The organism is Bacteroides stercorirosoris (genome assembly GCF_900142015.1).
GTDB lineage: Bacteria > Bacteroidota > Bacteroidia > Bacteroidales > Bacteroidaceae > Bacteroides > Bacteroides stercorirosoris.
The window spans coordinates 1-25,974 of sequence record NZ_FQZN01000035.1 but is presented as its reverse complement, the minus strand read 5'-3'; the positions used below and the strand labels follow the sequence as shown (position 1 = coordinate 25,974).

At 42.7% G+C, this 25,974-nt stretch carries 29 protein-coding genes and 1 pseudogene; 4 read left to right on the top strand and 26 right to left on the bottom strand.

Annotated elements, in window-relative coordinates; all coding sequences use genetic code 11:
* Positions 1 to 87 precede the first annotated feature (87 nt).
* The 3 genes from BUC01_RS20500 (at position 88) to dnaG (ending at position 4,299) form a co-directional block, all read left to right on the top strand.
* Positions 88 to 1,155: a bifunctional 3-deoxy-7-phosphoheptulonate synthase/chorismate mutase type II gene (locus tag BUC01_RS20500; protein ID WP_025833726.1), complete on the top strand. Its 1,068-nt coding sequence runs from the start codon at positions 88 to 90 to the stop codon at positions 1,153 to 1,155.
* Between the two features lie 216 nt (positions 1,156 to 1,371).
* Positions 1,372 to 2,145, top strand: coding sequence for a prephenate dehydrogenase/arogenate dehydrogenase family protein (locus BUC01_RS20495; protein WP_007218812.1), 774 nt, complete (start codon positions 1,372 to 1,374; stop codon positions 2,143 to 2,145).
* 69 nt (positions 2,146 to 2,214) lie between these two features.
* Positions 2,215 to 4,299, top strand: coding sequence for a DNA primase (gene dnaG, locus BUC01_RS20490; RefSeq protein WP_073314692.1), 2,085 nt, complete (start codon positions 2,215 to 2,217; stop codon positions 4,297 to 4,299).
* A gap of 28 nt (positions 4,300 to 4,327) precedes the next feature.
* On the opposite strand, the gene folE is transcribed toward dnaG, so the two are convergent.
* The 13 genes from folE to BUC01_RS20425 form a co-directional block, all read right to left on the bottom strand.
* Positions 4,328 to 4,921, bottom strand: a complete 594-nt coding sequence (gene folE, locus BUC01_RS20485; protein ID WP_025833727.1) for a GTP cyclohydrolase I FolE — start codon at positions 4,919 to 4,921, stop codon at positions 4,328 to 4,330.
* Between the two features lie 9 nt (positions 4,922 to 4,930).
* A complete protein-coding gene (locus BUC01_RS20480) occupies positions 4,931 to 5,386 on the bottom strand; it encodes an SPOR domain-containing protein (RefSeq protein WP_025833728.1) in 456 nt (151 codons plus the stop codon).
* Between the two features lie 107 nt (positions 5,387 to 5,493).
* The gene (gene tpiA / locus BUC01_RS20475) at positions 5,494 to 6,249 is read right to left on the bottom strand and encodes a triose-phosphate isomerase (protein ID WP_025833729.1); all 756 of its coding nucleotides are present in this window, start codon (positions 6,247 to 6,249) and stop codon (positions 5,494 to 5,496) included.
* Between the two features lie 31 nt (positions 6,250 to 6,280).
* Positions 6,281 to 7,567 carry a BT_3928 family protein gene (locus tag BUC01_RS20470; protein ID WP_025833730.1) on the bottom strand — a complete coding sequence of 429 codons (1,287 nt, stop codon included), beginning with the start codon at positions 7,565 to 7,567 and terminating at the stop codon, positions 6,281 to 6,283.
* A complete protein-coding gene (locus tag BUC01_RS20465; RefSeq protein ID WP_025833732.1) occupies positions 7,557 to 8,099 on the bottom strand; it encodes a DUF1599 domain-containing protein in 543 nt (180 codons plus the stop codon). The genes BUC01_RS20470 and BUC01_RS20465 overlap by 11 nt, the downstream gene beginning before the upstream one ends.
* Before the next feature lie 104 nt (positions 8,100 to 8,203).
* The gene (locus tag BUC01_RS20460; RefSeq protein WP_025833734.1) at positions 8,204 to 9,076 is read right to left on the bottom strand and encodes a M23 family metallopeptidase; all 873 of its coding nucleotides are present in this window, start codon (positions 9,074 to 9,076) and stop codon (positions 8,204 to 8,206) included.
* A 272-nt stretch (positions 9,077 to 9,348) separates the two neighbouring features.
* Positions 9,349 to 11,445: an ATP-dependent DNA helicase RecG gene (gene recG, locus BUC01_RS20455; RefSeq protein ID WP_073314691.1), complete on the bottom strand. Its 2,097-nt coding sequence runs from the start codon at positions 11,443 to 11,445 to the stop codon at positions 9,349 to 9,351.
* On the bottom strand, positions 11,433 to 12,107 hold the full coding sequence (locus tag BUC01_RS20450; protein WP_025833736.1) for a 2-C-methyl-D-erythritol 4-phosphate cytidylyltransferase: 675 nt from the start codon (positions 12,105 to 12,107) through the stop codon (positions 11,433 to 11,435). Before BUC01_RS20450 ends, recG begins: the two co-directional genes overlap by 13 nt.
* A 3-nt stretch (positions 12,108 to 12,110) precedes the next feature.
* The gene (locus BUC01_RS20445) at positions 12,111 to 12,659 is read right to left on the bottom strand and encodes a DJ-1 family glyoxalase III (protein ID WP_025833737.1); all 549 of its coding nucleotides are present in this window, start codon (positions 12,657 to 12,659) and stop codon (positions 12,111 to 12,113) included.
* A gap of 14 nt (positions 12,660 to 12,673) precedes the next feature.
* On the bottom strand, positions 12,674 to 13,486 hold the full coding sequence (locus tag BUC01_RS20440) for a TonB family protein (RefSeq protein ID WP_025833739.1): 813 nt from the start codon (positions 13,484 to 13,486) through the stop codon (positions 12,674 to 12,676).
* A gap of 18 nt (positions 13,487 to 13,504) precedes the next feature.
* Positions 13,505 to 13,879: an ExbD/TolR family protein gene (locus BUC01_RS20435; RefSeq protein ID WP_007210072.1), complete on the bottom strand. Its 375-nt coding sequence runs from the start codon at positions 13,877 to 13,879 to the stop codon at positions 13,505 to 13,507.
* A gap of 77 nt (positions 13,880 to 13,956) precedes the next feature.
* Positions 13,957 to 14,670, bottom strand: a complete 714-nt coding sequence (locus tag BUC01_RS20430) for a MotA/TolQ/ExbB proton channel family protein (RefSeq protein ID WP_025833741.1) — start codon at positions 14,668 to 14,670, stop codon at positions 13,957 to 13,959.
* The gene (locus BUC01_RS20425; protein WP_025833743.1) at positions 14,670 to 15,383 is read right to left on the bottom strand and encodes a pyridoxine 5'-phosphate synthase; all 714 of its coding nucleotides are present in this window, start codon (positions 15,381 to 15,383) and stop codon (positions 14,670 to 14,672) included. The genes BUC01_RS20430 and BUC01_RS20425 overlap by 1 nt, the downstream gene beginning before the upstream one ends.
* Positions 15,384 to 15,487: 104 nt before the next feature.
* On the opposite strand from BUC01_RS20425, the gene BUC01_RS20420 reads away from it, so the two are divergent.
* On the top strand, positions 15,488 to 16,357 hold the full coding sequence (locus BUC01_RS20420; protein ID WP_025833744.1) for an NAD kinase: 870 nt from the start codon (positions 15,488 to 15,490) through the stop codon (positions 16,355 to 16,357).
* A gap of 75 nt (positions 16,358 to 16,432) precedes the next feature.
* On the opposite strand, the gene BUC01_RS25595 is transcribed toward BUC01_RS20420, so the two are convergent.
* The 13 genes and pseudogenes from BUC01_RS25595 to BUC01_RS26185 all read right to left on the bottom strand — a co-directional run.
* A complete protein-coding gene (locus BUC01_RS25595; RefSeq protein ID WP_159106521.1) occupies positions 16,433 to 16,528 on the bottom strand; it encodes a smalltalk protein in 96 nt (31 codons plus the stop codon).
* 28 nt (positions 16,529 to 16,556) lie between these two features.
* Positions 16,557 to 17,066, bottom strand: a complete 510-nt coding sequence (locus tag BUC01_RS20415) for an HU family DNA-binding protein (RefSeq protein WP_073314689.1) — start codon at positions 17,064 to 17,066, stop codon at positions 16,557 to 16,559.
* Between the two features lie 290 nt (positions 17,067 to 17,356).
* Positions 17,357 to 17,488, bottom strand: coding sequence for an N-acetylmuramidase family protein (locus BUC01_RS26125; RefSeq protein WP_262484033.1), 132 nt, complete (start codon positions 17,486 to 17,488; stop codon positions 17,357 to 17,359).
* A 56-nt stretch (positions 17,489 to 17,544) separates the two neighbouring features.
* The gene (locus BUC01_RS26120; protein WP_262484034.1) at positions 17,545 to 17,670 is read right to left on the bottom strand and encodes an N-acetylmuramidase domain-containing protein; all 126 of its coding nucleotides are present in this window, start codon (positions 17,668 to 17,670) and stop codon (positions 17,545 to 17,547) included.
* 126 nt (positions 17,671 to 17,796) lie between these two features.
* Positions 17,797 to 18,489, bottom strand: a complete 693-nt coding sequence (locus BUC01_RS20400) for a tyrosine-protein phosphatase (RefSeq protein WP_243462628.1) — start codon at positions 18,487 to 18,489, stop codon at positions 17,797 to 17,799.
* A gap of 34 nt (positions 18,490 to 18,523) precedes the next feature.
* The gene (locus BUC01_RS20395) at positions 18,524 to 20,995 is read right to left on the bottom strand and encodes a GumC family protein (protein ID WP_025833748.1); all 2,472 of its coding nucleotides are present in this window, start codon (positions 20,993 to 20,995) and stop codon (positions 18,524 to 18,526) included.
* 46 nt (positions 20,996 to 21,041) lie between these two features.
* Complete coding sequence (locus BUC01_RS20390) at positions 21,042 to 21,827, bottom strand: polysaccharide biosynthesis/export family protein (protein WP_025833750.1); 786 nt, start codon at positions 21,825 to 21,827, stop codon at positions 21,042 to 21,044.
* Positions 21,828 to 21,847: 20 nt separating this feature from the next.
* Positions 21,848 to 22,987, bottom strand: coding sequence for an aminotransferase class I/II-fold pyridoxal phosphate-dependent enzyme (locus BUC01_RS20385; protein WP_073314685.1), 1,140 nt, complete (start codon positions 22,985 to 22,987; stop codon positions 21,848 to 21,850).
* A gap of 12 nt (positions 22,988 to 22,999) precedes the next feature.
* Positions 23,000 to 23,596, bottom strand: a complete 597-nt coding sequence (locus BUC01_RS20380) for an MBL fold metallo-hydrolase (RefSeq protein WP_073314682.1) — start codon at positions 23,594 to 23,596, stop codon at positions 23,000 to 23,002.
* Entirely contained in the window at positions 23,597 to 24,205 is a 609-nt protein-coding gene (locus tag BUC01_RS20375) for a sugar transferase (protein WP_073314680.1), read from the bottom strand.
* 4 nt (positions 24,206 to 24,209) lie between these two features.
* On the bottom strand, positions 24,210 to 24,728 hold the full coding sequence (locus BUC01_RS20370) for an acyltransferase (RefSeq protein WP_243462629.1): 519 nt from the start codon (positions 24,726 to 24,728) through the stop codon (positions 24,210 to 24,212).
* A 96-nt stretch (positions 24,729 to 24,824) separates the two neighbouring features.
* Positions 24,825 to 25,892, bottom strand: a complete 1,068-nt coding sequence (locus BUC01_RS20365; RefSeq protein ID WP_073314678.1) for a 3-oxoacyl-ACP synthase III family protein — start codon at positions 25,890 to 25,892, stop codon at positions 24,825 to 24,827.
* Between the two features lie 11 nt (positions 25,893 to 25,903).
* Positions 25,904 to 25,974: pseudogene (locus BUC01_RS26185) on the bottom strand (acyl carrier protein); the annotation flags it as partial.

The following is a 25,974-nucleotide window of genomic DNA, read 5'->3' as shown; positions in this document are numbered from 1 at the left end:
AACGGCCTGTTGACGGGAGTTGCGGAAGGCACAGAAGGAACTAAGAAAGATTTATACAACAAGAATATAATTAAACAAATAACGAATATGGAACTTGAATTAGAATCTATTTTGCTGCCGGGTGTAGAGGACAAACGTCCTATGGTAATTGCAGGCCCTTGCAGCGCCGAGACAGAAGAACAAGTGATGTGCACCGCCAAGCAACTGGCTGAAAAGGGAATGAAGATATTCCGTGCAGGCATCTGGAAACCGCGTACTAAGCCGGGTGGTTTCGAAGGTGTGGGCGTTGACGGTCTGGCATGGCTGAAAGAGGTGAAGAAGGAAACAGGCATGTATGTTTCTACCGAAGTGGCTACCGCCAAACATGTATACGAATGTCTGAAAGCTGGCATCGATATTCTGTGGATTGGTGCACGTACCACCGCCAACCCCTTTGCCATGCAGGAAATTGCCGATGCACTGAAAGGTGTGGATGTTCCTGTCTTCGTGAAGAATCCCGTGAACCCCGACCTGGAACTCTGGATCGGTGCACTGGAGCGCATCAACAATGCCGGACTGAAACGTCTTGCAGCCATTCACCGCGGTTTCAGCAGTTACGACAAGAAGTTGTACCGCAACCTGCCGCAATGGCACATCCCTATCGAGTTGCGCCGCCGCATCCCGAACCTGCCGATCATCTGTGACCCCAGCCACATCGGTGGAAAACGCGAACTGATAGCCCCGCTTTGCCAGCAGGCAATGGACCTCGGTTTCAACGGTCTGATTATCGAAAGCCACTGCAACCCGGATTGCGCATGGAGTGACGCCTCGCAACAGGTGACTCCGGATGTACTGGATTATATTCTGAACCTGCTCGTCATCCGTAAAGAGACTCAGACTACGGAAAACCTCAGCGAATTGCGCAAGCAGATTGATGAGTGCGACAACAACCTGATGCAGGAACTGGCCAAGCGTATGCGCGTGGCACGTGAAATCGGAACTTTCAAGAAGGAACATGATATGACCATCTTGCAAACAGGACGTTATAACGAGATTCTGGATAAACGCGGCTCACAAGGTGTACTTCTGGGCGTGGATTCAGAGTTTATCAAGAAGGTGTTCGAGCTGATACACGAGGAGAGTGTGAGGCAACAAATGGAAATTATAAATAGGTAGTAATGCAAATCAGGAGTTGAAATTAGTTCTTTCCCGAAGCAGTTATGATGCACCACAGATTACACAGATTTACACAGATTAGGGAAGATATATCTGATTATTAATAAATTAAATCTGTGCTAATCTGTGTAATCTGTGGTGAAATACTTCATTTTTGTACAGTTATGAATCTGTTTTAACCCCTGATTCGCATTAGTAGTAGCAAAACAAATCATTATGCGTATTTTAATACTTGGAGCCGGCAAAATGGGCTCTTTCTTTACAGATATTCTAAGTTTCCAACATGAAACGGCAGTGTTCGACGTGAATCCGCACCAGTTGCGCTTTGTCTATAATACTTATCGTTTCACTACGTTGGAAGAAATAAAGGACTTCGAGCCGGAGTTGGTAATCAATGCCGCCACGGTGAGATATACGCTGGATGCATTCCGCAAGGTACTGCCTGTGCTGCCCAAAGATTGTATCATCAGCGATATCGCCTCTGTGAAAACGGGATTAAAGAAATTCTATGAAGAAAGTGGTTTCCGTTATGTATCGTCGCACCCGATGTTCGGCCCTACATTTGCCAGCCTCAGCAACCTGAGCAGTGAGAATGCCATCATCATCAGCGAAGGTGACCATTTGGGAAAGATTTTCTTCAAAGACCTTTATCAGACTCTTCGTCTGAACATCTTCGAATATACCTTCGATGAGCATGACGAGACTGTGGCTTATTCGTTGTCCATTCCTTTTGTGTCCACCTTTGTTTTTGCAGCTGTAATGAAGCACCAAGAAGCACCGGGCACTACATTCAAGAAGCATATGGCAATCGCTAAAGGATTGCTAAGTGAAGACGATTACCTGCTCCAGGAAATTCTGTTTAATCCGCGCACTCCTTCACAAGTAGAGAATATACGTCTGGAACTGAAAAATCTGCTGGAGATTATCAGTACGAAGGATGCGGAAGGGATGAAACAGTATCTGACGAAAATCAGGGAGAAGATTAAGTAAATCCCCCAAAAAACAGATTTGATTTTCCAAGAAATATCATGTACTTTTGCATGAGCTAAAAAAGGAATCATGATAGACCAACCCACCATAGACAGAATTCTGGATGCAGCCCAGATTGTAGATATCGTATCGGACTTCGTTACACTGCGTAAACGAGGGGTGAACTATGTAGGCTTGTGTCCCTTCCATGATGATAAGACTCCATCTTTCTACGTGTCGCCTTCCAAAGGATTGTGCAAGTGCTTCTCCTGCGGTAAAGGTGGCAATGCGGTGCACTTCATCATGGAACATGAACAGATGAGCTATCCCGAAGCCCTGAAGTACCTGGCCAAGAAATACGGCATAGAAATCAAGGAACGCGAGCTATCCAGCGAAGAGAAACTGATGCAAAGCGAACGTGAAAGCTTGTTCATTGTGAACAATTTTGCACGTGATTACTTCCAGAATATACTCAAAAACCATGTGGATGGACGCAGCATTGGTATGGCTTACTTCCGCAACCGTGGTTTCCGGGATGATATCATCGAAAAGTTCCAGTTAGGCTATTGTACCGAAAGTCACGATGCCATGGCTCAGGAAGCCATCAAGAAGGGATTCAAGAAAGAATATCTTGTCAAGACAGGGCTTTGTTACGAAACGGACGACCACCGCTTGCGTGATCGTTTCTGGGGGCGCGTTATTTTCCCGGTACACACGCTTTCCGGCAAGGTAGTCGCTTTCGGTGGACGCGTGCTTAGCAGCGCGACAAAGGGAGTCAAGGTAAAATACGTCAATTCTCCCGAATCTGAAATCTATCATAAGAGTAATGAGCTGTATGGCATTTATTTTGCCAAACAGGCCATAGTAAAGCAAGACCGTTGCTTCCTGGTAGAAGGATATACGGATGTTATCTCCATGCATCAATCGGGGGTAGAAAACGTTGTCGCATCCTCGGGTACAGCACTGACACCGGGACAAATCAAACTTATTCACCGCTTCACCAATAATATAACAGTTCTTTATGACGGTGACGTGGCAGGTATCAAGGCATCTCTCCGTGGTATCGACATGTTGCTGGAAGAAGGCATGAATATTAAAGTCTGCCTTCTACCAGACGGTGAAGACCCGGACTCCTTTGCCCGTAAACACAATGCTACGGAATTTCAAAAGTTCATACAAGATAACGAAACGGACTTTATACGTTTCAAAACCAACCTCTTGCTGGAAGATGCGGGGAAGGATCCCATCAAACGTGCAGAATTAATCAGTAATCTTGTACAAAGTATATCGATTATTCCCGAAGCGATTGTCCGCGATGTATATATTAAAGAATGTAGCCAGTTACTTCGCGTAGAAGACAAACTGTTAGTTTCAGAAGTCGCTAAACGGCGTGAAACCCACGCAGAAAAGCAAATAGAACAAAGAAACCGGGAAGCAAGAAAGAATAATGCCGCCCGCGATGCCGCACAGGCACCGCTTCCCAACGGTATGCAACCACCCTACCCTGAAGATATGCCTCCTTATCCCATGGATGGTGAGATGTCTGACAGCGATGCCCCGCTTCCACCGGAAGCTGCCCAATATGTATCATACATTCCGCAGGAAGGAAAAGAAGGGCAGGAATTCTACAAATATGAACGCCTCATCCTGCAAATGGTAGTACGCTATGGAGAGAAAGTGATGTGCAATGTTCCGGATGAAGAAGGGAACGAAACACCTGTTACCGTAACGGAATATGTAGTAAACGATTTAAAAGAGGATGAGTTGGCTTTTCACAATCCCTTGCACAGGCAGATGCTGACAGAAGCGGCCGAGCATATACACAATGAAGGATTCACCGCAGAGCGATACTTCCTGTCACACCCGGACCAGGTAATCAGTAAACTGAGTACGGAGCTAATTGCCGACCGTTACCAATTAAGCAAATATCACTCCAAAGCCCAAAGGCTGATAACAGATGAAGAACGTCTTTTTGAATTGGTACCCACGCTGATGATTAACTTCAAATACGCCATTGTCAGCGAAGAGCTAAAACACATGATGTTTGCCCTGCAAGACCCAGCCGTGGCTAATGACAACGAAAAATGCAACGCACTGATGCAACGCTACAGCGAATTGCGAAGCGTACAGAGCGTCATGGCAAAACGATTGGGTGACCGCGTAGTATTGCCTTGATCTAACAGAAAAATATCCGTTGGTATCTTTAAAAGCCAGCCTTGTGGTGAATGAGGTTCATAAATTCTTCGCGCGTTTTCGCCTGGTTGAACGCACCGGTAAAATCGGAAGTGGTCGTTATAGAATTTTGCTTTTCAACCCCACGCATCTGCATGCACATATGTTTGGCTTCTACAACCACCATTACGCCCAGCGGATTCAGAGTTTCCTGTATACACTCCTTGATTTGAAGCGTCATGCGCTCCTGTACCTGCAAGCGATGGGAGAAAATATCCACAACACGGGCAATCTTGCTCAAGCCCGTAATATAGCCGTTAGGAATGTAAGCCACATGTGCTTTCCCATAGAAAGGGAGCATATGGTGTTCGCAGAGTGAGAAGAAATCAATGTCTTTCACAATCACCATCTGACTGTATTCTTCTTTGAACTTGGCGGAACGAAGCACTTCGTGCGGGTCCATATAGTAACCTTTTGTTAAGCTCAACATGGCTTTTGCTACCCGTTCGGGAGTTTTCAGTAATCCTTCGCGTTCGGCATCTTCGCCTAATAGAGTTATAATACGATGATAATGTTCTTTCAGTTCATCCAGTGCAGGAGATACGATTTCTTCTTTTCCTAACATGATAAAATTTTATAAGGGAATGTTTATCTGCTCTTTCACAATAGACACTTCTTTGAAGACGCCTGTAGCACGCAACTGACGCATCATGGCATCAGCCTCCTCAATACTGCGGAAATCTCCTACACGACACAGCCAGCGGGGAGAGTTGAAAGAGGTATAAACAGAAAGTTCCGGGAAATATTCTTTGATGCGCGAGCCCACTGCATGAGCTTCATTCTTGGCTCTACTGGTGTTGTTTCCGGCGTACACTTGCACGCGGTAACCCTGACTCTTAAGCACTCTGTTATCCGTCCCTGTAGGGATATACTCCTTGCCGATCAAGGCCTCTATGCGGGCATCCTGATGGATGGTTACCTTACCCTGTCCCGGCACATTGCGTTCCAGACTCTTCACAATGTTATTTTGAGCCGAAGCAAAAGCAGCGAAAGCAAAACATGCAATTAAAAGTAAACCAAGCTTTTTCATTAGATAATGTTTTTATAGAGTTGACAAGTTTTTCAGTTAACAGGTTGACAAAGGGAGTACAATTTATTCTCCCTTGTCAACTTGTATCTATTTCCTTGCCGCCTTAATTAGTTAAAAGCATCAATGATACCCTTGAAGTCAGCAGCCTTCAAAGCAGCACCACCGATCAAACCACCGTCAACATCGGGATTAGCAAACAATTCCTTAGCATTAGACGGTTTAGCACTACCACCATAAAGGATAGAGCAGTTTTCTGCGATTTCCTTGCCATACTTGTCAGCAACCAGTGAACGGATGAAAGCGTGGATTTCCTGAGCCTGAGCAGGAGTAGCAGTTTTACCTGTACCAATAGCCCAAACCGGTTCGTAAGCCAATACAATCTTAGAGAAGTCTTCAGCAGACAAAGAGAATACAGAAGCCAACTGAGCGGCAACCACTTCATTCTGCTTGTTAGCTTCGCGTTCTTCCAGAACTTCACCGATACAGAAAATCGGAGTCAAACCGTTAGCCAAAGCCAATTTCACTTTTTCTTCCAGGATAGCAACTGTTTCACCGTAGTAAGCACGACGCTCTGAGTGACCCAGAATTACATATTTAGCACCTGTAGAAGCAACCATAGCAGCTGAAACCTCACCAGTGTAAGCACCAGATTCCTTGTCAGCGCAGTTCTCAGCACCTACACCAATCTTAGCAGGGTCTACCAACGGAGTAACCGATGCCAAATGGATAAAAGGAGTACAGATGATTACATCACAGTTAGGCTTCTCGTTAGCCAATACTTCATTCAGTTCTTTTGCAAGAGCAATACCCTCCTGAAGGGTTTTGTTCATTTTCCAGTTTCCTGCAACAATGTTTTTTCTCATTTTGTTTTATTTATTAAAAGGGTTAATGTATCTACGATTTAATTTTCCTCTCCCTACGTTTGACAACCAGAATATCCACGCCAATAACCAACAGTAAGGGAATGATAAACCATAACAGCACATAGCCAATTGTACGCAAATCGCTTTCTTGCTTCTGCTGTCCTATTTCCAATTTATCCAGGCTGTCTGTCAGCACATATTCATCCGGTAAGTTATTATCACTCCACTTATTCAGAATGGTGCCTCCCTTTATCAGCATTAATCCTGGATTGGAACGAATTATGGTTTTCAGAGTGATATCGTCCATCTGACAGAAAGGATATTCCGCCCCGGTCTTATCACGCCATAACTCAATCTGATCCTCCGGTGAAGAGGTCAGGGCATAAAAACTGTAACCATGCTCCACACTGTAATCGTATATTTCATTGATAAGGTCTATATTACTATCGTCAGCCGCCTCAATGCGATGAGCTATCAACAAGAAAGTATATCCCTCATCAGATAAAATACTATCTGTCAGTTCCTCTCCGGTTTCCAGGCTTATGATAGAAAAATCATGGATAGCCGGTTCGTAACCTTTCTCTTTCAGCACCGTGCGCGTTTCAACAAATGTCCATGTACTATCCGGATAGTTATCTAACGTAAACTCCTGTTGTTTTCCATCTTTCTCCAGAATAAATTTACTCTCAAACACGCTCGGCTTTGCTCCTTCCGGAATTTCCATACCCTCTTTGATATTTTGCCCTATCTTATAAGGACGAAAATCCAGAATAGGCAGATTACCGAGACAATAGAATGAAAGCGCAAAGACAAACAAGAACGTATACATAGATACCATCCATGCCATTTTTGCCGTAATAAAACGGATAATCAGCTTTCCTCCTTTGAACACTGATACGGCCGCAACAAACAGCACAACATTCTTACTAAATGTCTCCCAGTTCGTCAACACCCATGCATCACCAAAACATCCGCAATCAGACACCGGATTTGCCAATGCAAGATATAGTGTCAGCGGTGTCATCACAATCATCAGCAACAATGCCATGGTTGCAGCAAACCTCCGCTTTATACCGAAAAACAAGAAGACGCCTACTGAAAACTCCAATGCTGACAACACAACCGCAGACAGCAGTTGCAGATAAGCCGGAAACCATGAAGCCATTCCGAAAGCAGTCAGGTAATCCTGAATCTTATAGAAAGACCCCAGCGGATCGACCGCCTTCACAAAACCGGAAAAGATGAACACTGCCGCCAATAAAAAACGGCATACGTTCACCCAGCTTTTCCAGATTATATGTTTCTGCTTAGTCTCCAAATTCAATCTTAATCAAACCAAACACGGAATAATTAATCATGTCCATATAGTTAGCATCCACCCCTTCCGAGACCAAAGTTTGTCCCGCCAGACTCTCAATCTGCTTAGTACGGTAGATTTTCATCAGTATCAAATCAGTGTACGAGCTGACACGCATACTACGCCACGCTTCATCATAATCATGATTCTTGGCAAGCATCAGTTCCAATGAAGTCTTGGCATATTTTTCATATAACGCCATAGCCTCCTCATTCGTAATATCCGCAGATTCGGCATATCCCAATTCCAATTGTATCAGTCCGATTATACCATAGTTGACTATCGCAATGAACTCGGAACGTATTCCTTCGTCCACCAACGTCACTCCTTTGGTTTCAATACTCCTGATTCGATTGGCTTTAATGAATATCTGGTCAGTCACGGAAGCCGGGCGGAGAATGCGCCACGCCGGACCGTAATCATGTAGTTTCTTCGAGAACAGATCACGGCAGATGGCAATGACATGTTCAAATTGTTGCTTGGTATCTTTCATTTCCTTACAAATAGGTCGCAAAGGTAGGAATAATTAAAGAAAAAAGAAAAGAGGGCACTCTAAATTATATTAAAGTACCCTCTCTTTATATGGTTATCTATATCTTACGAACAACGCAGGACTTGTCCCGGACGTAAAATTGTTTTCCGTGTAATGCGGTTCAACTGGCAAAGCTTGTCAATAGACACTCCCTGACGGGATGCAATCTTAGACAACGTATCACCACTCTTCACTTTATAGAACAATCCCTCACCGGAAGCCATGCTGCGGGCAGTCGTACCCTTCGGAGATTTGGTCTTATTGAAAGTATAATGATCAGCAACGATATCTTGCTTTTCAAAGTCGAACATTAATGCCGGATTGATGGGAATTCCCAGGAAACGAGTTTCAAAATGGAGATGTGAACCGGTGGAACGTCCGGTATTGCCACCTAAAGCGATAGGTTCTCCGGCCTTGACCAATTGATTAATATCCACAATCTGTTTAGATAAGTGTCCGTAGACTGTTTCCAATCCATTGTCATGACGAATAACGATATACTTACCATATCCACGGCGACCCTGGTTTTTAACGACACGTACCTTACCATCGAAAGCCGCACGGATTGTATCACCTACGTATACTTTAATATCCAGTCCATAGTGCATTCTGCGTCTTCTGGGACGATAGCCAAAGACATCGGTAATCTTCGTATGCGTGGTGGGCATACAAAAACCTGTTAAATCGACTTTATAACTTTCCGGCACAATAGCATCACCATAAGCCTGTACATACTCATTATTCCAAGTCGGGTACAAACTTAAACCAGGGTATGCGGATTGCTCCGCACGTATCTGCTTCTGTAAAGCCAGAGAGTCAACACTCTTGAGTTTCCTGTCGATAGGGGCTTGTCGGGCAATCAGATCCTGAGAGAAAGAATTCAGGCTGACCATTGCCGTCGCAGCTATTAAAATCGTTTTAATGCAATTGAAATTCATTCCGTTTCGTCATTCATTTTTGATATCCGTTGGCAAGCACCTCTGGTCACCAACACCTCTTGTTCGTCACCGAATATCCAGATTTATTTTAAAAAATTCTCCCAAAGGTAGTATTTCTTCTTTAAATGGAAAGTCTATCCTTAACTATTTTTTCGGAAAGGGCTAAAAAGAGAAGTAGTTAAAACGCCTGTAACTCCCTATTAATCGGAAAGATAGAAGCTAACATGTTTTACAACATAAAACTGCAAATAAAGCGTATGTTTAACCGTTCTTCAACTAATAGAAGCCCAGTTAACGTTGGTTTTCCGCAATGCTTTCAACTGTCGCCACAGGATTTCATTCTCCGGACGAGTCCCTGTCGGATCAGCATCTACCACTTCTTCCGCAACGTTACGGACATATTGCAGCAATTGCCCGTCACGTGCGATATCGGCAATCTTCAGATCGAAAGCGATACCGCTTTGCTGCGTACCTTCCAAATCACCGGGACCACGCAGTTTCAGGTCCGCTTCGGCTATTTCGAAACCATCATTCGTCCGCACCATTATTTCCAGTCGTTTCCGGGTTTCTTCAACCAGTTTATAACCCGTGACTAAAATACAATAAGATTGTTCCGCCCCACGGCCTACACGCCCGCGCAATTGGTGAAGTTGCGACAAACCAAAGCGTTCCGCATTCTCTATAATCATCACAGACGCATTGGGAACATTCACTCCAACTTCAATCACTGTAGTAGCCACCATAATCTGCGCTTCACCAGAAACGAAAAGCTGCATCTGCTCATCCTTCTCGGCAGGTTTCATCTTACCATGTACCTTGCAAACCTTACATTCCGGGAAGTCCTCACAAACATGCAGGTAGCCTTCTTCCAGATTCTTCAAATCAATCTTCTCACTTTCCTTGATCAGAGGATAGACAATGTAAACTTGCCTACCTTCCGCAAGTTGTTTACGAACGGACTGATTCAGGCTTGCGCGATGTGCATCATACTTGTGAATAGTCACAATAGGTTTACGTCCCGGGGGCAGTTCGTCAATCACAGACACATCCAGGTCACCATATAAGGTCATAGCCAGAGTACGCGGAATGGGAGTGGCCGTCATCACCAATACGTGAGGCGGCTGCACGTTCTTCGTCCACAAGCGTGCACGTTGCGCCACACCGAAACGGTGCTGTTCATCTATCACCACCAGCCCCAGTGAAGAAAAATTCACCGTATCTTCTATCACGGCATGCGTACCGATAAGTATATGTATATCACCCGTCAGCAAGCCTGTAAGAATTGCCTCCCGTTTTTTGCCCTTGATAGAACCGGTCAGTAGTGCCACACGCACATCCATTCCTGTCAGAAGTTCACAGATCGTTTCATAGTGCTGATTAGCCAGGATTTCAGTAGGAGCCATCATGCAAGCCTGATAACCGTTATCTAACGCAATCAGCATACTCATCAGAGCGACCAGTGTTTTTCCGCTTCCCACATCCCCCTGCAGAAGACGGTTCATTTGTTTGCCGCTACCCACATCACGACGTATCTCTTTCAACACACGTTTCTGCGCACCGGTCAGTTCGAATGGCAGGTTCCTGGCATAGAAGGTATTGAATATCTCACCTACCGTTTCAAATATATACCCCCGATACTTTCGCTGCCTGTCCTTGGCATAACGGAGAATATTCAGCTGCACATAAAAAAGTTCCTCAAACTTCAGCCGGTACTGTGCCTTACGAAGCAACTCCGGATTTGCCGGGAAATGGATATTAATCAAAGCATCCGTCAATGGCATCAGATGATGTTCTGCCAGAATTGAAGGAGAGAGTGTTTCGGGCAATGGCTCACGCAGTTGCTGCACCACGGCACTCATCATCTTCTCAATTGCATGAGAGTTGAGAGAACTCCGCTTCATCTTCTCCGTTGTATTATAATAAGGTTGCAGCCCCATTGTCGAAAGTTTCAACTCTGAAGCATCGTCAATATCCGGATGGGCTATATTAATCCGTCCGTTGAAGACACTGGGTTTGCCGAATACGATATATTCCTGATGCACTTTATATTTGCCGACAAGAAACTTAATCCCCTGAAACCAAACCAAATCCACCACCCCCGTACGATCCGAGAAATGAGCGACCAAACGCCGTTGCCGTCCCTCCCCAATCGTTTCAAAACTGAGGATTTCGCCTTTCAACTGAATGTAAGGCATCGTACCATCTATCTCATGAATATAATAGATACGGCTGCGGTCCACATATTTATAGGGGAAATAATACAATAAGTCATGCAGGGAATAGATGCCCAATTCTTTATTGAGCACTGAGGCGCGTTGCGGTCCGACACCCGACAGATATTTTATGTCACGAGAGGCTAAATCAAACATGAGTCCAACAAAGCTGCGGCTATTTTCAAATCAAAAGGAGTCGTTATCTTAATATTTTCCCGGTTACCTTCGGTCAGATATACAGATGTACCCATTGCTTCCACCACCGAGGCATCATCCGTAAAAAAAGAAGTATAAGGCTGTTCATATGCCAGCTTCAACAGGTCAGCATCAAACACTTGCGGAGTCTGTACCAGTTTATATTCATCCCGGCTGACCGTCACACTTCCCTCTTCTTGCAGATGGCGCACTGTTTCCACCACATCTATCACGGGTATAACGGCTTTCTTTTCAGCAGCCATCGCATAGCAGCGGGCTATCACTTCCTGAGAAACAAACGGACGCACACCGTCATGAACACCAACCAGCCCCGGAGTGGTCACATAAGCCAGCCCGTTCTTTACCGAATGAAAACGGGTTTCACCTCCGTCCGCCACCGTATGCGGCAAAGAAAAATGATGCTCCTCGCACAATTGCGCCCAATAAGGCTGCTGACTGCACGGGAGCACCAATATAATATGTATCTCCAGATTGTAGGCATAAAAGGCTTCCAATGTACGCATCAACACAGGCTTTCCACCTATAGGCAGAAACTGTTTGGGAAGTTCACTTCCCATGCGCAACCCTTTACCACCGGCAACTATCAGAGCATACTTGATCATAAATCAGATAACACACATAGCTTCTTTCAGTTCCTGCACTTTTTCTTTACCCAGCATCATGTCCACAACGGCCAAAGCAAATTCCATTGCAGCGCCCGGTCCGTTCGCGGTAATGATATTACCGTCTCTTTCCACCGGAGCACCTGTGAAGTCGGCATCTTCCAGATATTGTTCAAACCCCGGATAGCAGGTCGCCTTACGTCCTTTCAGTAAACCAAGTTTTCCCAAAATCATGGGAGCGGCACAAATGGCCGCAATCGGCTTATTCTTTCCGGCAAAGTCCAGAATCAGCTTACGGAGTTCAGGACATTTCTCCAAAGTAGCAGCTCCGGGCATTCCTCCGGGCAAAAGAACTAAATCCGCATCATAAAAATCGCAGTTCACTATATTCTTGTCACAAAGCACCGGCACGTCATGTGCTCCTGTCACTATTTCGTCGGGAGTCACCGTTATCATTTCCACGTTCAGCCCTGCACGTCTCATCACATCTACAGAAGTGAAAGCTTCCACCTCTTCAAATCCATCTGCAAAAAAAACATAAACTGTACCCATAATTGTTCTCCTTTTTATTTTAGATTAAAGTAATATGTTATTGTTCCCGTCTGGTTGTTCAATCCGCTGACGGCATTGAAACGAGCCTTTTTTGCCGCCTCTTCAGCAGCTTTCCGCAAGGCAGGATTCACGGTATTGGTTTGTCGGTCGATACTGGTGGCAATCACATGTCCCGCAGGATTCACTGTAATGGCAACCACTACCCTTCCTTCATCTTGTACATTATATGCCGGACGCGGCAAACCTCCCTGTCCTAAAGAACGTCCGCCGAGGTCAAAAGTTCCATAACCTCCTGCTCCACTCGATGCACCGGCCGGAGCATTGCCTGTAGGACTACCCTGAATACCCTGTCCTTCGGTCGTACCTTTACTCCCCATCTGCGCTCCCTTTCCGAAAGCACCGGCCACACGTTTACGGGCAGCCTCTTCCGCCTCCTTACGCTCACGTTCCGCTTTGGCTTCAGCCAGTCTTCGGGCTTCTTCCGCTTTTTCGGCTTCGGTTTTCTCCGGCTTCTTTACTTCCTCTTTCTTAGTTTCCGCTTTCGGCTTGATAGTAACGGTTTCCTCATCCTCCTGGGTAAGCATCTCCTGTTCCACCGTCTCCTGTACTTTGGGAGCAACAGTTTCCGGCATCACATCCACTTTCACCAAAGAAGGGTCGGCACTTCCAAACGCATTGGGCACTTCACCCAGCATCACCGGCATACCATCCTCTTCCGGCGGCTCCGGCATAGTGAAGCCCACCAGTATCAACAGGAGGATAAACGCCACATGCACCAGCAGCGCACCTGCCATTCCTATGTATTTACCTTTCTTTTTCGGATCCACCGTTTTCCGTATTACGTTTTATTTTCCTTCCGGCGGGCGTGTAGCCAGCACCATCTTGAACTTATTTTCATTAGCAATATTCAGCACTTTCACGATTTCCCGGTAAGGCACGGCTTCATCTGCATAAAGTGCCACATACATTTCCGGTTCTTTCGCAGCACATGATTGCAGGAAAGGAGTCAGTTCTTCCAAAGAAATGGCTTGCTCCTTATCATTTCCGAATGCCGCATAAAAGTTCAGGTCCTTATCAATAATAACCCTCGTTAAAGGCTTAGCAGACGTCTGTTGTTTTCCCTGCGGAAGCAACACCTTGATAGCATTCGGTGAAACAACCGTAGACGTGATCATGAAAAAGATCAGCAACAGGAAGATGACATCCGTCATAGATGCCATACTGAAATTGGGCGATATTTTAGCTCTACGTTGTAGCACGCTTCTTTAATTATTAATTATTAACTTCTAACTATTAATTACACTGGTTCATTCAGGAGGTCCATGAACGCCATGGTCTTAGCCTCCATCTTATTTACCACACCATCTACCAATGTCACCAAGTAATTATAGGCAAACATGGCAATAATACCTACAATCAGACCACCGACCGTAGTAATCATAGCCTCATAAATACCTCCTGAGAGCAACGTTATATCAATGTTATTACCGGCATTGGCCATTTCATAGAAAGCCCTCACCATACCAGTCACCGTACCCAGGAAACCAATCATCGGCGCACCTCCGGAGATGGTAGCCATAATCGTCAATCCCTTCTCCAACTTAGCCACCTCTATATTTCCCACATTCTCGATAGCAGCCTGCACATCATTCACCGGACGTCCCAATCGGCTGATCCCCTTCTCAATCATACGGGCTGACGGAGTATTTACACTGCGGCAGTAGGCTATGGCAGCCTTTATTTCTCCATCCAAAATATAGTCCTTTATCTTATCCATGAACATCGGGTCTTCTTTGCCAGCCTTCCGAATGACATAATTGCGTTCGAACAAGATATAGAAACAAAGAATGGACAAGAGTCCAAGAACGATCATAATCCAACCACCCTTGACAGCCATGCTCCACAAATTCATCTCTTCAGCACCAGCTACCTGGGTCAAAACCGGATTGGCGCCGGCAATCGAGTCGGTCAGCGCCGGAGCCACTTGGGCCAATAACAACATTGCATTCATCAACGAAGACAGTTTTTATATTCCTGAATAGTACGTTCCAATCCCAGATACAAAGCATCACTGATCAGCGAATGCCCGATAGAGACTTCATCCATCCACGGAATGTTTTGATATAAATAATTCAAGTTCACCAAGCTCAAGTCATGCCCTGCATTCAACCCCAAACCCAGACTGCGCGCCACTTTGGCAGCTTCCACAAAAGGTGCAACCGCAGCCTCTTTGTTCTGAGGATAAGCCGTCGCATAAGGTTCCGTATAAAGTTCCACCCTGTCGGCACCGGCCTTGGCAGCATATTCTATCATTTCCGCATCGGCAGATACAAACACGGAAGTACGGATGCCCGCATGATTAAATCCATCGAGCACCTCAGTCAGAAAATCCAGATTCTTTTTAGTATCCCAGCCGGCATTGGAAGTCAACTGAGCAGGGCTATCCGGAACCAGGGTCACTTGATGAGGTTTTACCTTCAGCACCAGATCAATAAAGTCGGGAGACGGATATCCTTCGATATTAAATTCCGTACGAAGCAACGGACGAAGATCATACACATCACTTCGGCGTATATGCCTTTCGTCAGGGCGTGGGTGAACGGTTATCCCGTCTGCACCGAAGTTCTCACAATCCAGTGCCACTTTCACCACATTAGGCACATCACCTCCACGCGCATTACGCAACGTTGCAATCTTGTTTATATTTACACTTAATCTAGTCATAATTCGGTCCATAGTTTTGCGCAAAAGTACAAATAATAGCGATATATTGGCAGCGTTCTGAGAAAAAAATACCATATTTGCATTTCATTAAGAAAGAATTGACGATGAAATTTGCCATTTTTGGGAACACTTACCAAGCTAAAAAATCAAAACATGCGGAAACTTTGTTCCGTTTGCTGGAACAACGCAATGCCCGGCTTTGCATATGCAGAGAGTTTTATAACTTTCTGACTTCGGACCTGCATATGGATATCGCTTCCGCCGAACTCTTCGACGGAGACGATTTTATAGCCGATATGGTCATCAGTATCGGTGGTGACGGTACATTCTTGAAAGCAGCCAGCCGGGTAGGTAAAAAGAATATCCCCATTTTGGGTATCAACACCGGGCGCCTCGGTTTTTTGGCAGATATTTCCCCGGAAGAAATGGAAGAGACTTTTGATGAAATCTACAATAATCATTATAAGGTGGAGGAACGCAGCGTATTACAGTTGCATTGCGATGATGAAGATTTGATGAAATCCCCATACGCACTTAATGAGATTGCGGTATTGAAGCGCGACAGTTCTTCCATGATTAGTATCCATACTGCCATCAACGGTGCACATCTCACTACTTATCAGGCAGACGGACTGGTGGTATCCACCCCTACCGGTTCCACCGCTTATTCTCTCAGTGTCGGCGGTCCGGTCATCGTGCCCCATAGCAAAACAATCGCTATCACTCCGGTTGCCCCTCACAGTCTTAATGTACGCCCCATTGTTATTTGTGATGATTGGGAAATCACTCTCGACGTCGAAAGCCGTAGCCACAGTTTTCTTGTTGCCATTGACGGTCGCAGTGAATCGTGCAAAGAAACCACCCGCTTAAGAATTTCACGGGCAGACTATAGCATTAAGGTAGTAAAGCGCTTCAATCATATATTCTTCGATACGCTCCGCAATAAGCTGATGTGGGGAGCAGATGTAAGATAATCAGCAACGCTAACAATAAGAAAAGCCGCCATCCTAATTTTCGGATAGCGGCTTTCCACTTTTCAACTCAATATGTTACGGTGTCATCGCCTGCCCGCCAATCACACCTGCAATAGCGCTGGCTAAGGCGATAATCATTTTCAATATCACATTCCAACTCGTTTTCTTCATAGTGATTTTTTAATTTCTAATTTTTAATTTACCCGAGAGGATTCTCATCCACTCCGCCTCCGCCCGGCTTATCTTCCGAGCCATCATCCGAACCGCCTCCCGAAGGAGCATTCGTCAGTCCTTTCAAGTAATCATCCAAGCTGACCAAATCCAACTTCTCACCGGCACGAGTAGCGGTCTTGGTTATCTTCAGCTCTTTATTAGCCTGAAAGCAGATACGGACACTTTCCACGCTTTTAGCTGTTACCTCCTCGGCTTTATCCTCGCCTTTCGACTTAGCAGCCAACATAAACACGCCCAACCCTGTAATATTCACAGTCTTGCCTTCCAGCAACTGTTCTTTCAACTTCTCCACGAAGTTCTGCATCGTACTCCGGATGTCACCGATAGAAAGCGAAGAACGATCCTGCATTTTCTGGGCAATGAAGTTCAGATTCACACTCTGTCCTAATGTTACCAACTGCGGAAAATACTTCTTGGGAGAATTTTCAACCCGAGGGTCGGACGGTCTCGCTACCGTTCTAAAAATTGCACTCATACTTTTTTCATTTAGAGATTTAAATTCTGTTCTTAATTCACTCGTTTCGTTGATCAACGATGCAAAGGTGAGGATAAAATCTCAAATATGAAGAAGAAAAAAGCGTGTCAGAAGCAATTTTTCAGAGAAAAGTTATAATCCAATAGAAAACAACTATTTACGTATACAGTGCACATTATATACCCTTATATATCCTTCTACATAACTTATCGAAGTCCCCTCCCCCTAAACATATACCTTCAACAGCAATACTTCTGATAAACTTCCGCAAGTTTTTTATCATAACGATTCTAAGCATAAGCAAAACCATTATAACGTTTTGCAAATTCTGTCCAAACCTTGTTTTGCAAAGCCAAAAACATACCCGCTTGTTTTATGAAACGAACAAAAAACACCAGTTGTTTCAACTCACTTTCGCACATAGTATTCACAAATCCACACTACTTTCGCCACAGGCGGCATAGTTAAATCGCATAACCTAGAACATTCCCCAACTAGCGAAAGCATCTACCGCTTCACGGTCGATTTTGCGTACCAGTTCTAAACGTTCATACTCACCGAACCCTCCCTTATAATATTCCTTTTCCCATTTAGGGTAAAGAATATTTTCATTACCTGCTACAAAACTTTCGGGTACAATTCTTTCTCAGCTTACTATAGAAAATATGCCCTCAAAAAGATTACTCATAACACCACCAGCATCCTGTTCTAATAATCGAATATACAAAAATCACCATAGTTGTTGATTATTATTCATCAACATCCTGATTCTTTCCTGTTCACTTTTTGACAGGTATATTTTCGATAAAGCTTGTTGATAAATACATAAATCATGAATATCAGAGCCTACAAAATCATAAAGTCCATTTTTCAACATAAAAAAAGCTCTTTTCTGCACCTCTTTTCCATACCCCCCTGCTAATGACATTAAGTTCAGTTGAAATTTGCATTTCTGCCTTTTCAAACCAGTCAACTCCCCTAATGTCATATATAAATATCGTTCAGGATGAGCTATCAAAGGACAATAACCACTAACAGACAATTCATAAAGCATACTACGCATTTCAGGAGGAGCTGCCATGTAAGAAGTCTCAACAAGTACAAATTTGTCTCCAATCGTTAGAATCCCCGCCTCCATCTGTCGACTAAATCCGCTATCCAGCATATACTCACCTGCTAAACAAAACTCAATACCAGACAAATTATCTTGTATAAAAGCCTTAAAATGTTTCTGTAAAGTATTAGGATAGTTATCCGGTAAATCTTCCATGATATGTGGCGTCAAAAACATCCTCTTCACACCTATTTTAGCCAAATATTCACAAGCGTGATACGACTCTTCCATAGAACACATGCCGTCATCCACCCCCGGTAATACATGGGAATGAATGTCGGTCATGTCTTCCAGCAATCCTGAATTCAAGATGCTTTTATTGAGTGAAAAAAATGAAAACATTTTAGCCTATCCGATTACGTAAAAACCTGATTTGTCTTCTTATACGGTGCATAATACCTTTACGTTTATGTTTCTTCTCGTTCCCGTAGCCATAACCGTAGCCATAACCATAACCATAACCATAACCGTAGCCGTAACCGTAACCTTTCCGACTATAAGAGACCCCATTCAATACAACAGACATATTCTTAAGCTTGTTCTGTCTATACAAGGTTTCCAACTCAGGCAATTGACGACGATCCATCATACCCGCACGTACCACATAAATAGTCAGGTCAGCAACACGATTCACAATCGAAGCGTCTGCCACAACGCCAGCCGGAACATTGTCTATTATTATATAATCATAATGTTTCTTCAGTTCCTCAATCAGATGATCAAAGCGTTCACTCATCAACAACTCCGCAGGATTCGGAGGCACAGGTCCTGCAAAAATGAGATCTAATTTCCTATATTCTTCACTCTGACCGATTATATCATTCACATTATTTGTCTTACCAGATAAATAATTAGTCAATCCCATCCGACTATTTGGATTAGCAAACAAACCGCTCAATGTACCTTTCCGAATATCTACATCAACTAGAATGACTTTCTTATTCATCTGTGCAATACTCATTGCTAAATTACTCGAAACAAATGTCTTTCCTGCCCCTGGATTGGAGGAAGTGAACATCACTACCTGTAGATTTTCTGATTTTACACGCATAAAGTCCATATTTGTACGGATTATGCGGAAAGCCTCCGACACTGAGTCACGCCCGTTTTCACGTACAACAATTTGGCGACGCTCTTCCCCTTTTTTGGGTTTATCACGATCTTCGGGAATATCGCCCAACAATGGTATACTCAACGCTAATTCCAGATCCTTACGACTATGTACTTTGGTATCAAGAATACTCAATACCCCAAATAAGCCTGCAGGAAGTGCAGCACCTAAAATCATAGAAGCCAAAAGGATAATCATACTTCGCGGCGCTACCGGTCTACTACTACCCGATGCAGGATCAATGATGCGCGCATTACTTTCCGTTATAGCTTGCGTCAAAGCATTTTCTTCACGCTTATTCAACAAATAAAGATATAATTCCTCTTTAATTTTCTGCTGACGTTCTACAGTCAACACATATTTCTGTTGGGTAGGAACAGCCTCGATACGTTTGGCAGTTTGCCGCTCCTGTTCACGTAAATTCTTCAAATTGATATTAATACCCACAATCAAATTATCTACAGAACGAAGAATAGACTGCCGCATTGCTCCCAAGGAATTATTCAAATCCATGACAACCGGGTTACGGTCACTACTACCGGTCACAAATTTATCACGTTTCAATAAGATTTCATTATATTCTGCAATCTGCTTCTCAACACCAGCATCCGTAATTCCTGTATTGGCTGGAATCAGATCAGCTACTTTAGAAGGATCCACCAAATACTGTTTGATGTATTCTGCAAGACTCAGTTGATTTTCAAGACTCAGTCCCTCCTGTTTATATTTGGTAGTAGTTTGCAAATACATCCCGGTTTCCGAGGTTATATCCGTCAACTGATTTTCACGTTTATATGATTCAATATCCGCATCAACTGTACCCAGCTCTTTTTCAATTATTATTAAACGCTCATTTATAAAATTCGAAGTGTTAACTGCTATTTGATTTTTATCATTAATAGCATCCTCATTATAAACAGAAATCAGAGTATTCAAAATGTCCTCAGCACGGGCTATCGACTCATCTTTATATTCAAGATCAATTATTGTAGCCATTTTACTAGCAAGTGAGACAGATAATGTAGCCATACAATCATCCACAACGCGCTCTGTTACAAACTTTTGTACCAAAATCTTATCTCCGTAATATTCGTTTGTATAATATAAAGTAGGAGTAACTACGATGTTACCTATTGCAGTCTTTATAGTATCTCCCAAGGCCACTTCAGGTTCATCTACAGATTGTATTTCTTCGTTATTTACAATCATCAGCAACTCTGACAATCGAACTTTATTTTCAGATAAGGGAGTTACACACACATGAATATATTGGTTATCTTCTGCGTCGGGAAATGCCACCTTTATCGGTGACTGAGTATATAATTCAATCGTACGTAATCCAATCCGCACCTTATAACTCATATTCAATGAAAGACGACGTACAACATTCTCCATAATGCTACGGGACTGAAAAACCAGCAATTCATTATCCACACTCCTCGCTCCCCCGAAAAGATTCAGATCAGCAAAAAGAGCAGATTCCCCCATACCGCCTCCTTTCTTGTCATCCCGTATCAATACGGTAGCTTTACGGCTATATGTCTTCGGTGTAGACTTTAAATAGACAAAAGCCAATGCCATGCATACAAAAATAGACGCGGCGAACCACTTCCAATTATTGCGCAATATAAGTAATAAATCCGCTATATTTATCTGCTCTTCCTGCGCGGTCATATTGGATTGCACTTTTTGCTCTTCATTCATCTGTTGTTCACTTTTCATATCTAGTCAGCAAATATTCTAAGGGTTGTTATTTAAATATAGTTATCAACAATGAAGCAATGGATGCCAATACAGACGCTGTTGACAACCATACACTGGCAGAATTATTCGAATTCACACGGCTTTGTCCCGTTCTTGCCTTATTCGGTTCCACATAAACGATATCATTCTGCTGCAAGTAATAACAGGGAGAATTAAAGATATCCGATGAACGTAAATCATGATAACGTATAATTCGTTCTCCATTCTCTTCACGAATCACAGCTACACGATCACGCCTACCATGAATAGTCAGATCACCCGCACGACTTAATGCTTCCAATAAAGTGATACGGTCACCCGAGATTTCAAATGTACCCGGACGAGATACTTCACCAATTACCGAAACTTTAAAGTTCAAAAACTGTACAGTCACAATTGGATCTTTAATCAAATCCCCTTCCGATAGTTTTTTCTTGATCAACTCCGTCAATTGCATACGAGTCAACCCTTGTACATGCATCTTACCTAAAACAGGGAAATCAATATCTCCGTTCTGATCTACCAAATACCCTACAATCCTAGGCTGGTTATAATTACTACCTATCTGATACGATACCATCGGCATATTGAAAGGCAAGGCCAATTCCTCATCCTTACTATTAACAATGATCGCTAACAAGTCATCTTTGTGAATTTTCACTTCATAGCCTTTCTCTATTTTTTCTTGCTTTATCGTAGCTATATCCTGCAAGTAAAGTACTTCTTTAGGTGCTGAACAAGCCGTTAAAAAAACGATCAGGCATATTAATACATACAAATATCTTAAGTTCATCTATTTATCTGTTTCTGTTATTACTTCTTCATACATTTTTTGATCTCCCTCACAATATACGCTGCATCCTCATCCGTCACGCAAGGGCCAGCGGGAATACATAGCCCTCTATTGAAGAGCTTTTCAGCTGTTCCATCCACATAACGGGGACTATTTGCAAATATGGGTTGCAGATGCATTGGCTTCCACAGAGGACGGGTTTCAATTCCTTTTGCATCCAAGGCTATCCGTAACTCTTCATAATCAAAACCTGTTACGTTTTTATCTATCAGGATAGTTGACAACCAATAATTAGCATTAAAACGCTCATCTGGGTTGGATTTTAATTCAATTCCGTCTACGTCCGCAAAAGCCAGCTTATATAACTCATGTATACGACGATGATGTGCTATATGTTCATTCAGCACAGTCATCTGACCACGTCCAATTCCTGCACAAATATTACTCATCCGGTAGTTATAACCAATCTTTTCATGCTGGTAGTACGGAAATGGTTCACGCGCTTGTGTTGCATAAAACATAGTTTTCTTCTTCGCCTCTTCATTAGGCACAATCAAAGCTCCCCCACCTGAGGTAGTAATCATTTTATTACCATTAAAGCTCAAAACCCCGAATTGTCCGAAAGTACCGCACTTACGCCCCATAAACTCTGAACCCAAAGCTTCTGCAGCATCTTCCAACACTGGAATATCATACCTTGCCGCAATAGCACAAATCTCATCTATCTTCGCAGGCATGCCATACAGATGTACAGGAATAATTGCTTTCGGTTTCTTGCCCGTTTTAGCAATTCGATCTCTGACAGCTTCTTCCAATAGAGTAGGACTCATATTCCAAGTATCCTCTTCACTATCCACAAACACAGGCGTCGCTCCCTGATAATTCACCGGATTAGCCGACGCACAAAATGTAAATGACTGACAAATCACCTCATCACCAGCCTGAACCCCCAGTTGAATTAAGGCCAGATGAATGGCTGCTGTCCCGGCAGACAAAGCAACAACCTCCTTATTCCGCCCAACAAAATGTTTCAATTCTTCTTCAAAGGCATTGACATTAGGTCCCAAAGGTACTACCCAGTTCGTGTCAAAAGCCTCCTTTATAAAATCTTGTTCTTTACCGCTCATGTGAGCCAGACAAAGATAAATTCGTTTATCCATATGTTTATATGATTATTTTAATGTACAATAGATATCCCCATGCCCAGGATAGAGTTCACACTCTTTTGCTAAATGTATTATGCGCTGCTTGGAATTCTCCGCATCCTCCCTATTACTATGCGGAAATGAACTTATCACTTTCAAACCGGGAATATAAGAATCGCCGGAGAAAATTCGGTTATCCAGTTTATAAGTCAAGCAACTTTTATCATGTCCGGGAGTTTCAAAAACTTCCAAATATTCATTAGGAAATAATTTTATCTTACTTCCTTCACATAAAGGCTTTATATTATCTCCAACTACTGTAATTGGATCATCATGATAACGAGAAAAATTGATTTTATCAGAAGCTAAAGCTTGTTTACCGAAAGAAGAAGTATAAACCGGGCAACTAGGGAACATCTCCAACATCTTTTTTATGCCATAAATATGGTCGTAATGAGTATGCGTAAGGAAAATTCCTTTAACAGCCACTTTACTTTTGATTATAAATTCTTTTATTGGCAGAATATCTCCTATATCTACAAGAAAAGCATTATCGCTATTTTTTTCAGTTAAAATATAGGTATTCGAAGTAAAAACGCTATTAACTATCTTATAAATAAACATCTAATTATTTCCATTAAACGGCTCTGTTGTAGCCATACCTTCCATATTGATTCCCTCACGAACAAATACTTTTTTTATCGTAAGAAAAAATATCTTTATGTCAAGCCAAAATGACATATGATCCACGTACCAAACATCCAATTCAAATTTCTTTTTCCAAGAGATGTTATTTCTACCATTCACCTGTGCCCATCCTGTTATCCCGGGACGTACTTCATGACGACGGGACTGTTCCGAAGAATAAAGAGGAAGATACTTGGGAAGTAAAGGTCGGGGACCTATTAAAGCCATATCTCCTTTTAGTACATTGAATAATTGGGGAAGTTCATCAATAGAAAGAGAACGAACTACTTTACCAATTCTCGTTAAACGTACAGAATCCGGTAATAAGTTTCCTTCCTTATCCCGTTCGTCTGTCATCGTTTTAAACTTAATAGCTTTGAATATTTTGGCATTTTTCCCAGTACGTTCTTGCATAAAAAAAACACCAGCTTTTCTATTGGCATAATAAAGCCAAATAATGATCAATATAAGTACTGGCCACATAATCAATAACAAACAACAAACAATAACAAAATCTATCAAAAACTTTAAAAAGTGCTTATACATAGAACTACAAAGGTCTTTCCCCACGACAAATCATATATCCTTTGTCATGCAATTTTATATTTACTTTTATTATTTTCGCAGGATTTCCAACAAGAATACAACCATCTGGAACATCCTTTGTCACAACAGCATTCGCACCTATAATAACATGATTACCTATTTTCAATCCAGGATTAATTACTGCTCCGTATCCTATATTCACATGATTACCTATGTAAGTATCTAAATAAGCTCCATCTCTATAGCCATCATGAGCTAGTACTAAAGCATTTTGAGATATTCGGACAAAATCACCTATATGTACACCTTTGGGGTTAACACCATCTATTTTCGATTTTCTATTAATATTACACATACGTCCTAAATCTACTCCCCTAAATTTACGAAGGTAAAATGCATAAAATCTATTTACTACCAAAAACAGAAAAACTTTTATTTTTTGTTTAAATGTCCTTTGAGGACCATCTTTCGTTACGAAAACATGAAAAATACTATTCTCTTTAATCATATCATATAACTTCATTTTTATATTTTTGAGTAATTCGATCAATCTTTCTTAATAGAGAAAATTTTCTGTCAAACACTTTCTTCAATAAAAAAACTGATTATAAACATTCTATTACACAAGACATTCATTAACCAAGCAGGTTACTATCATAGGTTTTGTTTTCATCCACATAGTTCCCCAGGTTAATCCTAGGCCAAATGAAGACATTAATAATGTAGTCTCTTTCGACATCAAATGTTCCCGAAGTCGCGTCACCATTAATGAAGGAATCGAAGCACCGCCCAAATTTCCAAATTCTTCCAAATTATAAGGTACCTTTTCCTGAGGAAGTTTTAGCTTCTTAACGATACGATCAACAATCATTTTATTAGCTTGGTGAATCAAGAAGTAATCAATATCCGTATCGCGATTAATATTATAATCTGCCAAAAATTTCTCTACAGATTTGGGAGGACGAGATATTGCGAATGAGAAAACATTCATTCCATTTATCAGAGTATGGATAGGAGCACGAACAATACCATTACCGAAATCCTCGTATTCAAAAGATTCCGGTGTAGCCGGATGACGAAAACCACCGTGAGGAGTCATCAATGCTTCATATCCCTTACCATAAGTATGAAAATCAACAACAATATCATTAGCCGCCTCGTCATATTCTAAAGCTATTGCCGTACCACAGTCACCAAACAATGGTACGCGACTCTTGTCCTTCATCGACCCCATACGCAATGCCGTATCACCAATAAGTAACAAAGCACGCTTTACATTACCAGTCGTCAACAGATTGCCCGCAACTGTTATTGCATACATGCATCCACAGCATCCCATAGGGATATCCATGCAAAAACAGTTCTCTGACAGTGACAACCTATCTTGCAATATACAAGAAGTGGGCGGAGTACGATAATCACCCGTTACAGATTCAAACAGCAGAACATCAATACTATCCCTCTCCCATCCCAGTTCTTCAAGTAACTTCTCAGCGGCAGCTTGGCACATATCCGAAGCACACATATTATCCGGAGCAATATGACGTCTTTTTATCCCGACTGTATTATCAAATACTTCCGCCTCTTCCTGAGAGAAAAAATCAAAATCAGATGTCTTCACCACATTCTCAGGAACAGCCATAGCTACTCCTTTCATGCCGACATTCTTAATTCTCCATCTTGCCATAGTGCAACCCGTTAGAGTTCAACATCATACTTTTTCAAAATTTCACGTCCCTTACCATAGGAAGTGAATTCCATAATATCTT

Excerpts from the sequence above, each read along its gene's own strand:
- BUC01_RS20500 (WP_025833726.1), top strand. The coding sequence starts at position 88 with ATGGAACTTGAATTAGAATCTATTTTGCTGCCGGGTGTAGAGGACAAA.
- BUC01_RS20495 (WP_007218812.1), top strand. The coding sequence starts at position 1,372 with ATGCGTATTTTAATACTTGGAGCCGGCAAAATGGGCTCTTTCTTTACA.
- dnaG (WP_073314692.1), top strand. The coding sequence starts at position 2,215 with ATGATAGACCAACCCACCATAGACAGAATTCTGGATGCAGCCCAGATT.
- folE (WP_025833727.1), bottom strand. The coding sequence starts at position 4,921 with ATGTTAGGAAAAGAAGAAATCGTATCTCCTGCACTGGATGAACTGAAA.
- BUC01_RS20480 (WP_025833728.1), bottom strand. The coding sequence starts at position 5,386 with ATGAAAAAGCTTGGTTTACTTTTAATTGCATGTTTTGCTTTCGCTGCT.
- tpiA (WP_025833729.1), bottom strand. The coding sequence starts at position 6,249 with ATGAGAAAAAACATTGTTGCAGGAAACTGGAAAATGAACAAAACCCTT.
- BUC01_RS20465 (WP_025833732.1), bottom strand. The coding sequence starts at position 8,099 with ATGAAAGATACCAAGCAACAATTTGAACATGTCATTGCCATCTGCCGT.
- BUC01_RS20460 (WP_025833734.1), bottom strand. The coding sequence starts at position 9,076 with ATGAATTTCAATTGCATTAAAACGATTTTAATAGCTGCGACGGCAATG.
- recG (WP_073314691.1), bottom strand. The coding sequence starts at position 11,445 with ATGTTTGATTTAGCCTCTCGTGACATAAAATATCTGTCGGGTGTCGGA.
- BUC01_RS20450 (WP_025833736.1), bottom strand. The coding sequence starts at position 12,107 with ATGATCAAGTATGCTCTGATAGTTGCCGGTGGTAAAGGGTTGCGCATG.
- BUC01_RS20445 (WP_025833737.1), bottom strand. The coding sequence starts at position 12,659 with ATGGGTACAGTTTATGTTTTTTTTGCAGATGGATTTGAAGAGGTGGAA.
- BUC01_RS20435 (WP_007210072.1), bottom strand. The coding sequence starts at position 13,879 with ATGGCATCTATGACGGATGTCATCTTCCTGTTGCTGATCTTTTTCATG.
- BUC01_RS20430 (WP_025833741.1), bottom strand. The coding sequence starts at position 14,670 with ATGAATGCAATGTTGTTATTGGCCCAAGTGGCTCCGGCGCTGACCGAC.
- BUC01_RS20425 (WP_025833743.1), bottom strand. The coding sequence starts at position 15,383 with ATGACTAGATTAAGTGTAAATATAAACAAGATTGCAACGTTGCGTAAT.
- BUC01_RS20420 (WP_025833744.1), top strand. The coding sequence starts at position 15,488 with ATGAAATTTGCCATTTTTGGGAACACTTACCAAGCTAAAAAATCAAAA.
- BUC01_RS25595 (WP_159106521.1), bottom strand. The coding sequence starts at position 16,528 with ATGAAGAAAACGAGTTGGAATGTGATATTGAAAATGATTATCGCCTTA.
- BUC01_RS20415 (WP_073314689.1), bottom strand. The coding sequence starts at position 17,066 with ATGAGTGCAATTTTTAGAACGGTAGCGAGACCGTCCGACCCTCGGGTT.
- BUC01_RS26125 (WP_262484033.1), bottom strand. The coding sequence starts at position 17,488 with ATGTGCGAAAGTGAGTTGAAACAACTGGTGTTTTTTGTTCGTTTCATA.
- BUC01_RS20395 (WP_025833748.1), bottom strand. The coding sequence starts at position 20,995 with ATGAATGAAGAGCAAAAAGTGCAATCCAATATGACCGCGCAGGAAGAG.
- BUC01_RS20390 (WP_025833750.1), bottom strand. The coding sequence starts at position 21,827 with ATGAACTTAAGATATTTGTATGTATTAATATGCCTGATCGTTTTTTTA.
- BUC01_RS20385 (WP_073314685.1), bottom strand. The coding sequence starts at position 22,987 with ATGGATAAACGAATTTATCTTTGTCTGGCTCACATGAGCGGTAAAGAA.
- BUC01_RS20380 (WP_073314682.1), bottom strand. The coding sequence starts at position 23,596 with ATGTTTATTTATAAGATAGTTAATAGCGTTTTTACTTCGAATACCTAT.
- BUC01_RS20375 (WP_073314680.1), bottom strand. The coding sequence starts at position 24,205 with ATGTATAAGCACTTTTTAAAGTTTTTGATAGATTTTGTTATTGTTTGT.
- BUC01_RS20370 (WP_243462629.1), bottom strand. The coding sequence starts at position 24,728 with ATGAAGTTATATGATATGATTAAAGAGAATAGTATTTTTCATGTTTTC.
- BUC01_RS20365 (WP_073314678.1), bottom strand. The coding sequence starts at position 25,892 with ATGGCAAGATGGAGAATTAAGAATGTCGGCATGAAAGGAGTAGCTATG.